The sequence below is a fragment of the Blastococcus sp. CT_GayMR20 genome, assembly GCF_004570345.1.
Map to the genome: position 1 here is coordinate 1 of NZ_SPQM01000119.1, position 15,197 is coordinate 15,197.

Consider the following 15,197-nt stretch of genomic DNA (forward strand, 5'->3'; position numbering starts at 1 on the left):
CGAGGGGGGATCGCCCTTCGTCGTACGGGCCTCGATGTTCCGGCGGGCAGCACGCGCCTCCTCGCGGAGGAGTGCGACCAGGGCGGCGCCGCCCAGCGCGACGCTGCCGCCGCCGTAGGCCGCGCCGGCCGCGAGCCGTCGCGCAGTCGCCGTCCGCGTCACGTGCCCTCCGCCCGGTTGCTGGTCCCTGTATTCCTGTTACGCAGGTTATCGGCCCTTTACGGTGGTCCCTGTGGCCCACTCACCCGCAGGTGTGACCCAGTCCACACCGCTGGACGAACGGGGGCGGCTGATCGTCGACGTCCTCGTCGATGCCTTCTCCGATCTGATGGCGGCCGATGCCGACGCCTTCCGGACGAAGTTCCGGAAGATGGCAGCCGATCCCTTCGCCTTCTACCGGGGCAGCGCATGCCTGTTCTACGCCGACATGGCGGCGCTGGAGGATCGCTGGTGCGACGAGCGGACGTCGCGCGTGTGGATCCAGGGTGACCTGCACGCGGAGAACTTCGGCACCTACATGGACAGCGCCGGACGGATCGTCTTCGACGTCAACGACTTCGACGAGGCCTACCTCGGGCATGTGAGCTGGGACCTGCGCAGGTTCGCGGCCAGCTTCGCCCTCATGGCCTGGCGCAAGGCGCTCTCGGACGACGCCATCGCCGAGCTCATCGCGATCTACCTGCGCTCCTACCTCGACCAGGTCGAGGCCTTCACCCGCTCCGACGAGGACCGGACGTTCGCCCTCGTGAAGGCCAACACCGAGGGTGCCGTGCACGAGGTCATCCTCGAGACGGCGACCCGGACCCGGCTGGCGCTGCTGCAGCGGATCACCGTCGTGGAGGAGCACGAGCGGCGGTTCGCCGACCGGCCGCAGAACCGCCGCCTCGACGACGGGGAGCGCGAGGAGGTCATGGCCGCGCTCGCCCGCTACCGCGAGACCGTCGTCCCACCGCGCCGGCGCCGCGATGTCGCCTACGACGTGAAGGACGTCGTCGGGACCGGCGGCTTCGGCATCGGCAGCGCCGGGCTGCCTGCCTACAACGTGCTGCTCGAGGGCTACGACCAGGCGCTGGAGAACGACGTCGTCCTGTCCATCAAGCAGGGCAACGTGGCCGCGCCCAGCCGGATCGTCGACGACCCGGAGCTGCGGCAGTACTTCGAGCACGAGGGGCACCGGACGGCGATGAGCCAGCGGGCGCTGCAGGCCAACGCCTCGCAGTTTCTCGGCCACACCGAGATCGACGGCGTCGGGTTCGTCGTGGCGGAGCTCTCGCCCTACGAGCTGGACCTCGACTGGGAGGACCTGACCGAGCCCGGGGAGATCGCCCCGGTGATGGCCCAGCTCGGGAAGGCGACGGCGAAGCTGCACTGCGTCGGCGACGCCGACAGCGACCACTCGCTGGTGCCCTTCCAGATGGAGGAGGCCATCACCGCGATGGTGGGCGACCGGCGCGAGGAGTTCGTCGCGGACCTCGTGGAGTTCGCGCACGACTACGCCCGGCGCACCCAGGAGGACCACCGCCGCTTCGTCGACGCATTCCGCGCCGGCGCGATCCCCGGCATCAGCTCGAGCGGCTCGCACCCGCTGCCGGGAGATCGATGAGCATGCCGACGTGCGGGCCGATGCCCGGCTTGTCGTACGGCTCGGTCACCACGGTGAAGCCGGCCCGCTCGTAGAACCCGGCTGCAGTGACCCGGGCGTCGCACCAGACGAGGTCCCCGCCCCGGGTCGTGACACGGGCCAGGCCGTCGTCCAGCAGCGCCCGGCCGGCACCGCTGCCGCGCACGGCCGTCTCGGTCGCCATGCCGCGGAGCTGCCAGGGGTCCTTCGCCAGCGGCCGCCACGGGCAGGGCGTGGGGGAGAACCGGACCACGCCGACGACGCGGCCGTCGGGGGTGCGGGCGGCGAGGTGGAAGGTCGCCGGGTCCTCGTCGCCGGGCCAGGTGACCTCGCCGCCGTTCGGCCGGAGGACCGCGCCGCGCAGTGCGTAGGTCTCCCCGGCCGGCACCTCGTCCACGGTCACGCTGCTCACGCCGTCAGTCTCCTCGGTGCCGGAATGGCGGTTTCGGCACCTGTCCCAGGGTGCCGGAATGGCGGTTTCGGCTCCTGGGGCTAGTGGGCGCGGCGGCCGCGGCGCGTCCGCAGGTAATCGGCCACCACGTACTCGCCGAGGCGCTCGGCGTCGGGCTGGAACACCCGGCCTCCCGCGCGCTGGGTCAGGTCGTGCACGAAGTGGATCAGCCCCGGGTCCGGATCGAGGGCGAACACGTTCACGGTTGCGCCGGTGCGCGCCACCCGCTCCATCTCCGCCACCGTCCGGGCGATCGTCTCGGGCATCGGCGGCCAGCAGAAGAACGGCGTCCCGTCGTCCTCCAGGTGTGCGGTCGGCTCCCCGTCGGTGACCACCAGGACCACCGGCTCGGCATCGCGGTGATGGGCCAGGAACCGCCGGGCCAGCATCAGGCCGTGCTGCAGGTTGGTGCCCTGCAGGGTGTCGACCGAGAGCTCGGCGAGGGTCTCCGGCCGCAGCACCTGGGCCGTGGAGGAGAACCCGATGATCTGGATCGCGTCCTGCGGGAAGCGGGTGGTCACCAGCGAGTGCAGCGCCATCGCGGTCGACTTGGCCGCGCCCCACGTGCCGCGCAGCGCCATCGAGTAGGAGAGGTCGACCAGGAGCGCGACCGCGGCCCCGGTGCGCCGCTCGGTCTCGACGACCTCGAAGTCGTCGACGGCGATGCGCACCTTCCGCTCGCCGTCGGCTCGGGGCTCGTGCGCCGTCCGCAGGACGGCGTTCTTCACCGTGCGGACGACGTCCAGCGGCTGCTCGTCGCCGAACCGCCACTCCCGCGAGCTGCCGGTGAGCTCCCCGGCGGCTCCGGCGTCGGCCACGTCGTGCTCCCCGCGGCCGGTGGCGTCAAGCTTGGCGAACACCCGCCGCAGGGCCGTGGCACCCAGGCGGCGCACCGCCTTCGGCGAGAGCTCCAGCTTGCCGTCGGAGCGGTTGAGGAACCCCTGGCGTTCGAGCTCGCGCTCGAGCTGCCGCAGGGCGGCCAGGTCGTCGACCGCCGGCCGGCCGAGGGCGCGTTCGAGCAGTTCCTCGTCGATGTCGGCCAGCGAGGCGCCGGCGTACCCCTGCGACAGCTGGCTCGACAGGGCCTCCAGGTCGGCCAGCTCGGCGACGGCGCTGGTGGCGTCCCCCATGCCCAGGGACTGCTCGCCGTCGGGCACCTGGCCCCGCTGGCCCCACGGAAGGTCCGGGCGGGCCTGCCGCAGGGCGTCCTGGAGGTGGGACATCTCGCTGGCCAGGCCCATGTCGGACATCGTCTGGGCCATCAGCTCCGACAGCTCCGCCCGCTGCTCGGGCGAGAGGCCGGCCATCATCCGTTCCTGCGCGGCGGCCCGCCGGGCGAGGGAGTCGATGAGCTCCTCGATCGACTGCGGGTCGTCGGGGAAGAACTGGCCGTGCTTGTCCATGAACTCGCGGAAGCGCTCGTCGGTGTCCTCGCCGCGGTTGTGCGCGTCGATGAGCTGCGAGAGGTCGGCGACCATGTCCTTGACGGCCTGCAGATCGGCCTCGGACGCGTTCTCCAGCGCCTGCTTCATGGAGGAGAAGGAGCTGTCGAGCACTTCGCGGCGCAGCAGGTCCTGGATCTGCTCGTAGGCCTGCCGGCCCTCCTCCGACCGCCACGGGTAGTCCTTGAGCGCACGGACGGCGCCCGCGGTGTCCTCGGGCAGGGCGTCGAGCTCGGCCTCGGCCAGCCGGGCGGAGTCATCGGGGTCGGGGAAGAGCGCGCGCTGCTCGGCGGAGACAGCCTGGTCGAGGAGTTCCCGGACCTCCTGCAGGGTGCCGTCCATCCGCCCGGCGGTGCGGGCCCGCCGGAGCCGTTCGCGCACCGACCGGCGGAGCTCGTCGAGCCCCCGACGTCCCTCGGTGCCGCGGCGGAGCAGCTCGCGCAGGGCCTCCCGCACGCCGCTGCCGCCGAGCACCGAGTCGCCGATCTCGTCGACGGCGTTGCCCAGGTCGTACGGCGGCGCGAGGGGGTCCGGCCCGCCGTGCCACTGGCCGTACCGGTACCCGCGCGGGCGTCGTCCGGGCATCGGATCAGGCCCCGTAGACCGTGCGGGTGCCGTCGGTGTCCTTGGCCAGCCTGCGGGTCAGGTACAGCCCCTCGAGCGCGAACTCGACCGCGGCCGCCGCCTGCTCCGCGGACTGCTCGCCCTCGGGCACGCCCAGCCGGCCGAGCAGCTCGGCCAGCTTCGGGATGGTGCCGAGCTGGCCCAGCAGCGCCGGGGCGGGCACCAGCTCTCCGGACTCGACTGTCTCCCCGCCGGTGAAGTGCTCCTGCAGTCCGGTGAGATCCAGCCCGGCGCAGCGGGCACGGAACGTCTGCGCCGTCGCCTGTCGCAACAGGTGCTCGAGCACCTCCACCTCGCGTTCGTCGTCCGGATCGGAGCCGGAGTCGGCGAACTCGACCTTGCCCCGGCTGGCGGGGACGACGCTCGGCAGGTCGACGACCCGCGCCACCGGCCGGGTCTCCCCCGCGATGGCGGCCCGACGGACGGCGGAGGCGGTGACCGTCTCGAGCCCGGCGATCGCGAAGCGGGCGCTGACGCCGGAGCGCTGGTCGACGTGGCTGGATTCCCGGACCAGCCGGGTGAAGCGGGCGATGATCTCGGCCAGGTGCTCCGGCACGACGGGGGCGTCGAGCGTGCCGTTGCCGCCCTCGCCGCCGGTCCAGCTGGTCTGCGCCTCCTGGTGCAGGAGCCGGATCTCGTCGGCCAGTTCCAGCGGGTAGTGGGTGCGCACCTCGGCCCCGAAGCGGTCCTTGAGCGGCGTGATGATCCGCCCCCGGTTCGTGTAGTCCTCCGGGTTGGCGCTGGCCACCAGGAGCAGGTCGAGGGGCAGCCGCACCCGGTACCCGCGGATCTGGATGTCGCGCTCCTCGAGCACGTTGAGCAGGGCGACCTGGATGCGCTCGGCGAGGTCGGGCAGCTCGTTGACGCTGAAGATGCCGCGGTTGGTGCGGGGGACGAGGCCGTAGTGGACCGTCTCGGGGTCGCCGAGCGTCCGGCCTTCGGCGACCTTGATCGGGTCCACGTCCCCGATCAGGTCGCCGACGCTGGTGTCGGGGGTGGCGAGCTTCTCGCCGAAGCGGTCGCTGCGGTGCAGCCAGCCGACCGGCGTGGCGTCGCCGTGCTCGGCGATCTGACGGTGGGCCCACACGCTGATCGGGTGCAGGGGGTGCTCGTTGAGCTCGCTGCCCACCAGCACCGGCGTCCACTCGTCGAGGAGACCGACCAGCGTCCGGATCAGGCGGGTCTTGCCCTGGCCGCGCTCACCGAGCAGGACGAGGTCGTGGCCGGCGATGAGGGCGCGCTCGACCTCGGGGACGACGGTGTCCTCGAAGCCGACCATGCCGGGCAGGCTGGGCCGCCCGCGACCGATGCGGGCCAGGAGGTTGGCGCGGAGTTCGGCCTTGACGGGCGTGAAGGAGACGCCCGCGGCGCGGAGCTCGCCGAGCGTCGTGGGGGCGGGGGAAGGGGTGGCTGGGATGGCCGGGTCCGTCACCTCGACCACGGTACGACGATCTTGCGCGTCCGGTCACGGGTGTCGTGCGCGCGGCCTGCCAGGATCAGGGAGTGTCCACGCCCGAGGTGCCCGGCGCCCAGCCAGCCCTGATCAGCGGTGCCGATGTCGAGGCGGCGGCCGCGCTGCTCGCCGACGTCGTCCGGCACACCCCGATGTGGCACTCGCGCGGGCTCGCCGACAAGGTCGGCGGTCCGGTGTGGCTCAAGTGCGAGAACCTGCAGCGCACCGGGTCCTTCAAGATCCGCGGGGCGTACACCCGCATCTCCCGGCTGACCGACGCGGAGCGCGCCCGGGGGGTCGTCGCCGCCAGCGCCGGCAACCACGCCCAGGGCGTCGCCCTCGCCGCCCGCCTCCTGGGTGCCTCGGCGACCGTGTTCATGCCGGAGACCGCGCCGCTGCCGAAGGTCGCGGCCACGCGGGCGTACGGGGCCGAGATCCGGATGCTCGGGCAGAGCCTGAGCGAACCCCTGGTTGCCGCTGCCGAGTACGCGGAGCAGACCGGTTCGGTGTTCATCCACCCGTTCGAGCACCGCGACGTCATCGCCGGCCAGGGCACGGTCGGCCTCGAGGTGCTGGACCAGTGCCCGGACGTCGCGACGGTGCTGGTGTGCACGGGTGGAGGTGGGCTGGTGTCCGGCATCGCGGCCGCCGTGAAGTCCCGCCGTCCGGACGTGCGCGTGGTCGCCGTCCAGGCCGAGGAGGCCGCCTGCTTCCCCGACTCGCTGACCGCCGGCCGGCCCGTCGCCCTGGACGCGATGACGACGATGGCCGACGGGATCGCCGTCGCCGCGCCGGGCGATCTCACCCTCGCCCACGTCCGTGGCCTGGTCGACGAGGTGCGCACGGTCACCGAGGAGGACCTCTCCCGGGCGCTGCTCTTCTGCCTCGAGCGGGCCAAGCTGGTGGTCGAGCCGGCCGGGGTGGCCGCCGTCGCCGCGGTCCTGGCCGACCCTGCCGCGTTCGCACCGCCCGTGGTCGCGGTGATCTCCGGCGGCAACATCGACCCCGTGCTGCTGCTCAAGGTCGTTCAGCACGGGATGGCCGCGGCGGGCCGCTACCTGTCGCTGCGCCTGCGCGTGCCTGACCGCCCGGGGTCCCTCGCCGCGGTGCTCGCCGAGCTCGCCGCCGTCGGCGCGAACGTGCTGGAGGTCGAGCACGAGCGCACCGACACCCAGCTGCACCTCGGCGAGGTCGAGGTCTTCGTCGTCCTGGAGACGCGCGGGCCGGACCACGCCGCCGAGGTCACGGCGACGCTGTCCAGGGCGGGGTACGCGGTCACCCCGAGCTGAGGACCGATGAGTTCCGGCGCCGGGCGCGGTCCTGACCCGCATGGATCCGCTCCCCGCTGAACGTCACCGCCTGTTGCGACATGCGGTCAGGAACTGTCACCAACGCCCTCTAGCGTGCTTCGCATGACCGACGCGATCGTGGTCGAGGGGCTGGTCAAGCGCTTCGGCGCCACCACCGCCCTCGACGGAGTGGACCTGACCGTCGCCGAGGGCTCCGTCCTGGGGCTGCTCGGCCCGAACGGTGCGGGCAAGACGACGGTGGTCCGCATCCTGACCACCCTGCTGCGGGCCGACGCCGGACGGGCCGAGGTGGTGGGTCTCGACGTGTCGCGCGACGGCGACGGCGTGCGCGCCTCGATCGGGCTGACCGGCCAGTACGCCGCCGTCGACGAGTACCTGACCGGCTTCGAGAACCTCGAGATGGTGGGCCGGCTCTACCACCTGCGCAAGGCCGAGGCACGGTCGCGCGCCGGCGAGCTGCTGGAGCGGTTCGACCTCTCCGACGCCGCCGACCGGCCGGCCAAGACGTACTCCGGCGGCATGCGGCGCCGGCTCGACATCGCCGCCTCGCTCATCAACCGCCCACGGGTGCTCTTCCTCGACGAGCCGACGACGGGCCTCGACCCACGCAGCCGGCTCGCCATGTGGGAGTTCATCGCCGAACTCGCCGACGGCGGGACGACGATCCTGCTGACCACCCAGTACCTGGAGGAGGCCGACCGCCTGGCCGACCGGATGGTGGTCATCGACCGGGGCAAGGTCATCGCCCGCGGCACCGGCGATGAACTCCCACATGGCGAGCCGGCTGCGTGGGTCGAGGCCCGTCGTCGGCTCGTCGAGGAAGAGCACCCGTGGGCGGTTGATGAGCGAGGCGGCGATGTCGAGCCGGCGCCGCATGCCGCCGGAGTACGTCTTGGCCGGCCGGTCGGCGGCGTCGGAGAGGTCGAACCGCTCCAGCAGCTCGCCGGCGCGCGACCGTGCCTCGGCCTTGCGCAGGTGGTAGAGCCGGCCCACCATCTCGAGGTTCTCGAAGCCGGTCAGGTACTCGTCGACGGCGGCGTACTGGCCGGTCAGCCCGATCGAGGCGCGCACGCCGTCGCCGTCGCGCGACACGTCGAGACCCACCACCTCGGCCCGTCCGGCGTCGGCCCGCAGCAGGGTGGTCAGGATGCGGACCACCGTCGTCTTGCCCGCACCGTTCGGGCCGAGCAGCCCCAGGACGGAGCCCTCGGCGACGGTCAGGTCCACTCCGTCGAGGGCGGTGGTGGCGCCGAAGCGCTTGACCAGCCCCTCGACCACGATCGCGTCGGTCATGCGAAGCACGCTAGAGGGCGTTGGTGACAGTTCCTGACCGCATGTCGCAACAGGCGGTGACGTTCAGCGGGGAGCGGATCCATGCGGGTCAGGACCGCGCCCGGCGCCGGAACTCATCGGTCCTCAGCTCGGGGTGACCGCGTACCCCGCCCTGGACAGCGTCGCCGTGACCTCGGCGGCGTGGTCCGGCCCGCGCGTCTCCAGGACGACGAAGACCTCGACCTCGCCGAGGTGCAGCTGGGTGTCGGTGCGCTCGTGCTCGACCTCCAGCACGTTCGCGCCGACGGCGGCGAGCTCGGCGAGCACCGCGGCGAGGGACCCCGGGCGGTCAGGCACGCGCAGGCGCAGCGACAGGTAGCGGCCCGCCGCGGCCATCCCGTGCTGAACGACCTTGAGCAGCAGCACGGGGTCGATGTTGCCGCCGGAGATCACCGCGACCACGGGCGGTGCGAACGCGGCAGGGTCGGCCAGGACCGCGGCGACGGCGGCCACCCCGGCCGGCTCGACCACCAGCTTGGCCCGCTCGAGGCAGAAGAGCAGCGCCCGGGAGAGGTCCTCCTCGGTGACCGTGCGCACCTCGTCGACCAGGCCACGGACGTGGGCGAGGGTGAGATCGCCCGGCGCGGCGACGGCGATCCCGTCGGCCATCGTCGTCATCGCGTCCAGGGCGACGGGCCGGCCGGCGGTCAGCGAGTCGGGGAAGCAGGCGGCCTCCTCGGCCTGGACGGCGACCACGCGCACGTCCGGACGGCGGGACTTCACGGCGGCCGCGATGCCGGACACCAGCCCACCTCCACCCGTGCACACCAGCACCGTCGCGACGTCCGGGCACTGGTCCAGCACCTCGAGGCCGACCGTGCCCTGGCCGGCGATGACGTCGCGGTGCTCGAACGGGTGGATGAACACCGAACCGGTCTGCTCCGCGTACTCGGCAGCGGCAACCAGGGGTTCGCTCAGGCTCTGCCCGAGCATCCGGATCTCGGCCCCGTACGCCCGCGTGGCCGCGACCTTCGGCAGCGGCGCGGTCTCCGGCATGAACACGGTCGCCGAGGCACCCAGGAGGCGGGCGGCGAGGGCGACGCCCTGGGCGTGGTTGCCGGCGCTGGCGGCGACGACCCCCCGGGCGCGCTCCGCGTCGGTCAGCCGGGAGATGCGGGTGTACGCCCCGCGGATCTTGAAGGACCCGGTGCGCTGCAGGTTCTCGCACTTGAGCCACACCGGACCGCCGACCTTGTCGGCGAGCCCGCGCGAGTGCCACATCGGGGTGTGCCGGACGACGTCGGCGAGCAGCGCGGCCGCCGCCTCGACATCGGCACCGCTGATCAGGGCTGGCTGGGCGCCGGGCACCTCGGGCGTGGACACTCCCTGATCCTGGCAGGCCGCGCGCACGACACCCGTGACCGGACGCGCAAGATCGTCGTACCGTGGTCGAGGTGACGGACCCGGCCATCCCAGCCACCCCTTCCCCCGCCCCCACGACGCTCGGCGAGCTCCGCGCCGCGGGCGTCTCCTTCACGCCCGTCAAGGCCGAACTCCGCGCCAACCTCCTGGCCCGCATCGGTCGCGGGCGGCCCAGCCTGCCCGGCATGGTCGGCTTCGAGGACACCGTCGTCCCCGAGGTCGAGCGCGCCCTCATCGCCGGCCACGACCTCGTCCTGCTCGGTGAGCGCGGCCAGGGCAAGACCCGCCTGATCCGGACGCTGGTCGGTCTCCTCGACGAGTGGACGCCGGTGCTGGTGGGCAGCGAGCTCAACGAGCACCCCCTGCACCCGATCAGCGTGTGGGCCCACCGTCAGATCGCCGAGCACGGCGACGCCACGCCGGTCGGCTGGCTGCACCGCAGCGACCGCTTCGGCGAGAAGCTCGCCACCCCCGACACCAGCGTCGGCGACCTGATCGGGGACGTGGACCCGATCAAGGTCGCCGAAGGCCGGACGCTCGGCGACCCCGAGACGGTCCACTACGGCCTCGTCCCCCGCACCAACCGCGGCATCTTCAGCGTCAACGAGCTGCCCGACCTCGCCGAGCGCATCCAGGTCGCCCTGCTCAACGTGCTCGAGGAGCGCGACATCCAGATCCGCGGGTACCGGGTGCGGCTGCCCCTCGACCTGCTCCTGGTGGCCAGCGCCAACCCGGAGGACTACACGAACCGGGGGCGGATCATCACGCCGCTCAAGGACCGCTTCGGGGCCGAGGTGCGCACCCACTACCCGCTGGAACTGGCCGACGAGATCCGGCTCCTGCACCAGGAGGCGCAGACCAGCTGGACCGGCGGCGAGGGCGGCAACGGCACGCTCGACGCCCCCGTCGTGCCGGAGCACCTGGCCGAGATCATCGCCCGCTTCACCCGGCTGGTCCGGGAATCCAGCCACGTCGACCAGCGCTCCGGCGTCAGCGCCCGCTTCGCGATCGCCGGGCTCGAGACGGTCACCGCCTCCGCCGTCCGTCGGGCCGCCATCGCGGGGGAGACCCGGCCGGTGGCGCGGGTCGTCGACCTGCCGAGCGTCGTCCCCGCCAGCCGGGGCAAGGTCGAGTTCGCCGACTCCGGCTCCGATCCGGACGACGAACGCGAGGTGGAGGTGCTCGAGCACCTGTTGCGACAGGCGACGGCGCAGACGTTCCGTGCCCGCTGCGCCGGGCTGGATCTCACCGGACTGCAGGAGCACTTCACCGGCGGGGAGACAGTCGAGTCCGGAGAGCTGGTGCCCGCCCCGGCGCTGCTGGGCCAGCTCGGCACCATCCCGAAGCTGGCCGAGCTGCTCGGCCGGCTGGGCGTGCCCGAGGGCGAGCAGTCCGCGGAGCAGGCGGCGGCCGCGGTCGAGTTCGCGCTCGAGGGGCTGTACCTGACCCGCAGGCTGGCCAAGGACACCGACGGCACCCGCACGGTCTACGGGGCCTGATCCGATGCCCGGACGACGCCCGCGCGGGTACCGGTACGGCCAGTGGCACGGCGGGCCGGACCCCCTCGCGCCGCCGTACGACCTGGGCAACGCCGTCGACGAGATCGGCGACTCGGTGCTCGGCGGCAGCGGCGTGCGGGAGGCCCTGCGCGAGCTGCTCCGCCGCGGCACCGAGGGACGTCGGGGGCTCGACGAGCTCCGCCGGTCGGTGCGCGAACGGCTCCGGCGGGCCCGCACCGCCGGGCGGATGGACGGCACCCTGCAGGAGGTCCGGGAACTCCTCGACCAGGCTGTCTCCGCCGAGCAGCGCGCGCTCTTCCCCGACCCCGATGACTCCGCCCGGCTGGCCGAGGCCGAGCTCGACGCCCTGCCCGAGGACACCGCGGGCGCCGTCCGTGCGCTCAAGGACTACCCGTGGCGGTCGGAGGAGGGCCGGCAGGCCTACGAGCAGATCCAGGACCTGCTGCGCCGCGAAGTGCTCGACAGCTCCTTCTCCTCCATGAAGCAGGCGCTGGAGAACGCGTCCGAGGCCGATCTGCAGGCCGTCAAGGACATGGTCGCCGACCTCTCGCAGCTCATCGACGCGCACAACCGCGGCGAGGACACCGACGAGCGCTTCCGCGAGTTCATGGACAAGCACGGCCAGTTCTTCCCCGACGACCCGCAGTCGATCGAGGAGCTCATCGACTCCCTCGCCCGGCGGGCCGCCGCGCAGGAACGGATGATGGCCGGCCTCTCGCCCGAGCAGCGGGCGGAGCTGTCGGAGCTGATGGCCCAGACGATGTCCGACATGGGCCTGGCCAGCGAGATGTCCCACCTCCAGGACGCCCTGCGGCAGGCCCGCCCGGACCTTCCGTGGGGCCAGCGGGGCCAGGTGCCCGACGGCGAGCAGTCCCTGGGCATGGGGGACGCCACCAGCGCCGTCGCCGAGCTGGCCGACCTGGAGGCCCTGTCGAGCCAGCTGTCGCAGGGGTACGCCGGCGCCTCGCTGGCCGACATCGACGAGGAACTGCTCGAACGCGCCCTCGGCCGGCCGGCGGTCGACGACCTGGCCGCCCTGCGGCAGCTCGAGCGCGAGCTCGAACGCCAGGGGTTCCTCAACCGCTCCGACGGCAAGCTGGAGCTCTCGCCGAAGGCGGTGCGCCGCCTGGGTGCCACGGCCCTGCGGCGGGTGTTCGCCAAGCTTGACGCCACCGGCCGCGGGGAGCACGACGTGGCCGACGCCGGAGCCGCCGGGGAGCTCACCGGCAGCTCGCGGGAGTGGCGGTTCGGCGACGAGCAGCCGCTGGACGTCGTCCGCACGGTGAAGAACGCCGTCCTGCGGACGGCGCACGAGCCCCGAGCCGACGGCGAGCGGAAGGTGCGCATCGCCGTCGACGACTTCGAGGTCGTCGAGACCGAGCGGCGCACCGGGGCCGCGGTCGCGCTCCTGGTCGACCTCTCCTACTCGATGGCGCTGCGCGGCACGTGGGGCGCGGCCAAGTCGACCGCGATGGCGCTGCACTCGCTGGTGACCACCCGCTTCCCGCAGGACGCGATCCAGATCATCGGGTTCTCCTCCACGGCCCAGGTGCTGCGGCCGGAGACCCTCGCCGAGCTCTCGGTCGACACCCTGCAGGGCACCAACCTGCAGCACGGCCTGATGCTGGCCCGGCGGTTCCTGGCCCATCACCGCGATGCCGAGCCGGTGGTCCTGGTGGTCACCGACGGGGAGCCGACCGCACACCTGGAGGACGACGGGACGCCGTTCTTCTGCTGGCCGCCGATGCCCGAGACGATCGCCCGGACGGTGGCGGAGATGGAGCGGGTGGCGCGCACCGGCGCAACCGTGAACGTGTTCGCCCTCGATCCGGACCCGGGGCTGATCCACTTCGTGCACGACCTGACCCAGCGCGCGGGAGGCCGGGTGTTCCAGCCCGACGCCGAGCGCCTCGGCGAGTACGTGGTGGCCGATTACCTGCGGACGCGCCGCGGCCGCCGCGCCCACTAGCCCCAGGAGCCGAAACCGCCATTCCGGCACCCTGGGACAGGTGCCGAAACCGCCATTCCGGCACCGAGGAGACTGACGGCGTGAGCAGCGTGACCGTGGACGAGGTGCCGGCCGGGGAGACCTACGCACTGCGCGGCGCGGTCCTCCGGCCGAACGGCGGCGAGGTCACCTGGCCCGGCGACGAGGACCCGGCGACCTTCCACCTCGCCGCCCGCACCCCCGACGGCCGCGTCGTCGGCGTGGTCCGGTTCTCCCCCACGCCCTGCCCGTGGCGGCCGCTGGCGAAGGACCCCTGGCAGCTCCGCGGCATGGCGACCGAGACGGCCGTGCGCGGCAGCGGTGCCGGCCGGGCGCTGCTGGACGACGGCCTGGCCCGTGTCACGACCCGGGGCGGGGACCTCGTCTGGTGCGACGCCCGGGTCACTGCAGCCGGGTTCTACGAGCGGGCCGGCTTCACCGTGGTGACCGAGCCGTACGACAAGCCGGGCATCGGCCCGCACGTCGGCATGCTCATCGATCTCCCGGCAGCGGGTGCGAGCCGCTCGAGCTGATGCCGGGGATCGCGCCGGCGCGGAATGCGTCGACGAAGCGGCGGTGGTCCTCCTGGGTGCGCCGGGCGTAGTCGTGCGCGAACTCCACGAGGTCCGCGACGAACTCCTCGCGCCGGTCGCCCACCATCGCGGTGATGGCCTCCTCCATCTGGAAGGGCACCAGCGAGTGGTCGCTGTCGGCGTCGCCGACGCAGTGCAGCTTCGCCGTCGCCTTCCCGAGCTGGGCCATCACCGGGGCGATCTCCCCGGGCTCGGTCAGGTCCTCCCAGTCGAGGTCCAGCTCGTAGGGCGAGAGCTCCGCCACGACGAACCCGACGCCGTCGATCTCGGTGTGGCCGAGAAACTGCGAGGCGTTGGCCTGCAGCGCCCGCTGGCTCATCGCCGTCCGGTGCCCCTCGTGCTCGAAGTACTGCCGCAGCTCCGGGTCGTCGACGATCCGGCTGGGCGCGGCCACGTTGCCCTGCTTGATGGACAGGACGACGTCGTTCTCCAGCGCCTGGTCGTAGCCCTCGAGCAGCACGTTGTAGGCAGGCAGCCCGGCGCTGCCGATGCCGAAGCCGCCGGTCCCGACGACGTCCTTCACGTCGTAGGCGACATCGCGGCGCCGGCGCGGTGGGACGACGGTCTCGCGGTAGCGGGCGAGCGCGGCCATGACCTCCTCGCGCTCCCCGTCGTCGAGGCGGCGGTTCTGCGGCCGGTCGGCGAACCGCCGCTCGTGCTCCTCCACGACGGTGATCCGCTGCAGCAGCGCCAGCCGGGTCCGGGTCGCCGTCTCGAGGATGACCTCGTGCACGGCACCCTCGGTGTTGGCCTTCACGAGGGCGAACGTCCGGTCCTCGTCGGAGCGGGTGAAGGCCTCGACCTGGTCGAGGTAGGAGCGCAGGTAGATCGCGATGAGCTCGGCGATGGCGTCGTCCGAGAGCGCCTTGCGCCAGGCCATGAGGGCGAAGCTGGCCGCGAACCTGCGCAGGTCCCAGCTCACATGCCCGAGGTAGGCCTCGTCGAAGTCGTTGACGTCGAAGACGATCCGTCCGGCGCTGTCCATGTAGGTGCCGAAGTTCTCCGCGTGCAGGTCACCCTGGATCCACACGCGCGACGTCCGCTCGTCGCACCAGCGATCCTCCAGCGCCGCCATGTCGGCGTAGAACAGGCATGCGCTGCCCCGGTAGAAGGCGAAGGGATCGGCTGCCATCTTCCGGAACTTCGTCCGGAAGGCGTCGGCATCGGCCGCCATCAGATCGGAGAAGGCATCGACGAGGACGTCGACGATCAGCCGCCCCCGTTCGTCCAGCGGTGTGGACTGGGTCACACCTGCGGGTGAGTGGGCCACAGGGACCACCGTAAAGGGCCGATAACCTGCGTAACAGGAATACAGGGACCAGCAACCGGGCGGAGGGCACGTGACGCGGACGGCGACTGCGCGACGGCTCGCGGCCGGCGCGGCCTACGGCGGCGGCAGCGTCGCGCTGGGCGGCGCCGCCCTGGTCGCACTCCTCCGCGAGGAGGCGCGTGCTGCCCGCCGGAACATCGAGGCCCGTACGACGAAGGGCGATCCCCCCTCG

The 15,197-nt window shown here is 72.9% G+C and carries 10 protein-coding genes and 2 pseudogenes; 6 read left to right on the top strand and 6 right to left on the bottom strand.

The window, feature by feature from the left end:
• Positions 1 to 232: 232 nt before the first annotated feature.
• A complete protein-coding gene (locus E4P40_RS21045) occupies positions 233 to 1,603 on the top strand; it encodes a DUF2252 domain-containing protein (protein ID WP_209305447.1) in 1,371 nt (456 codons plus the stop codon).
• Here E4P40_RS21045 and E4P40_RS21050 read toward each other — a convergent pair.
• The 3 genes from E4P40_RS21050 to E4P40_RS21060 form a co-directional block, all read right to left on the bottom strand.
• Positions 1,563 to 2,033: a GNAT family N-acetyltransferase gene (locus E4P40_RS21050; RefSeq protein ID WP_135160423.1), complete on the bottom strand. Its 471-nt coding sequence runs from the start codon at positions 2,031 to 2,033 to the stop codon at positions 1,563 to 1,565. The two genes, E4P40_RS21045 and E4P40_RS21050, sit on opposite strands and share 41 nt — an antisense overlap.
• Before the next feature lie 80 nt (positions 2,034 to 2,113).
• Positions 2,114 to 4,099, bottom strand: a complete 1,986-nt coding sequence (locus E4P40_RS21055; protein WP_135160424.1) for a VWA domain-containing protein — start codon at positions 4,097 to 4,099, stop codon at positions 2,114 to 2,116.
• A gap of 4 nt (positions 4,100 to 4,103) precedes the next feature.
• Complete coding sequence (locus E4P40_RS21060) at positions 4,104 to 5,570, bottom strand: sigma 54-interacting transcriptional regulator (RefSeq protein WP_245160479.1); 1,467 nt, start codon at positions 5,568 to 5,570, stop codon at positions 4,104 to 4,106.
• Positions 5,571 to 5,641: 71 nt separating this feature from the next.
• Between E4P40_RS21060 and ilvA (E4P40_RS21065) the strand changes: the two genes are divergently transcribed.
• A complete protein-coding gene (gene ilvA, locus E4P40_RS21065) occupies positions 5,642 to 6,880 on the top strand; it encodes a threonine ammonia-lyase (protein WP_245160480.1) in 1,239 nt (412 codons plus the stop codon).
• 123 nt (positions 6,881 to 7,003) lie between these two features.
• Positions 7,004 to 7,651, top strand: a pseudogene (locus tag E4P40_RS21070) (ATP-binding cassette domain-containing protein); the annotation flags it as partial.
• A 9-nt stretch (positions 7,652 to 7,660) separates the two neighbouring features.
• Here the strand turns inward: E4P40_RS21070 and E4P40_RS21075 are convergent.
• Positions 7,661 to 8,194 (bottom strand): annotated as a pseudogene (locus E4P40_RS21075) (ATP-binding cassette domain-containing protein); the annotation flags it as partial.
• A gap of 123 nt (positions 8,195 to 8,317) precedes the next feature.
• Entirely contained in the window at positions 8,318 to 9,556 is a 1,239-nt protein-coding gene (ilvA, locus tag E4P40_RS21080) for a threonine ammonia-lyase (RefSeq protein ID WP_245160480.1), read from the bottom strand.
• A gap of 71 nt (positions 9,557 to 9,627) precedes the next feature.
• On the opposite strand from ilvA (E4P40_RS21080), the gene E4P40_RS21085 reads away from it, so the two are divergent.
• The 3 genes from E4P40_RS21085 to E4P40_RS21095 all read left to right on the top strand — a co-directional run bounded on the left by E4P40_RS21085 (position 9,628) and on the right by E4P40_RS21095 (position 13,635).
• On the top strand, positions 9,628 to 11,094 hold the full coding sequence (locus E4P40_RS21085) for a sigma 54-interacting transcriptional regulator (RefSeq protein WP_245160479.1): 1,467 nt from the start codon (positions 9,628 to 9,630) through the stop codon (positions 11,092 to 11,094).
• A gap of 4 nt (positions 11,095 to 11,098) precedes the next feature.
• Entirely contained in the window at positions 11,099 to 13,084 is a 1,986-nt protein-coding gene (locus E4P40_RS21090; protein WP_135160424.1) for a VWA domain-containing protein, read from the top strand.
• Positions 13,085 to 13,164: 80 nt separating this feature from the next.
• The gene (locus E4P40_RS21095) at positions 13,165 to 13,635 is read left to right on the top strand and encodes a GNAT family N-acetyltransferase (protein WP_135160423.1); all 471 of its coding nucleotides are present in this window, start codon (positions 13,165 to 13,167) and stop codon (positions 13,633 to 13,635) included.
• Here E4P40_RS21095 and E4P40_RS21100 read toward each other — a convergent pair.
• The gene (locus E4P40_RS21100) at positions 13,595 to 14,965 is read right to left on the bottom strand and encodes a DUF2252 domain-containing protein (protein ID WP_209305447.1); all 1,371 of its coding nucleotides are present in this window, start codon (positions 14,963 to 14,965) and stop codon (positions 13,595 to 13,597) included. The two genes, E4P40_RS21095 and E4P40_RS21100, sit on opposite strands and share 41 nt — an antisense overlap.
• Positions 14,966 to 15,197 lie beyond the last annotated feature (232 nt).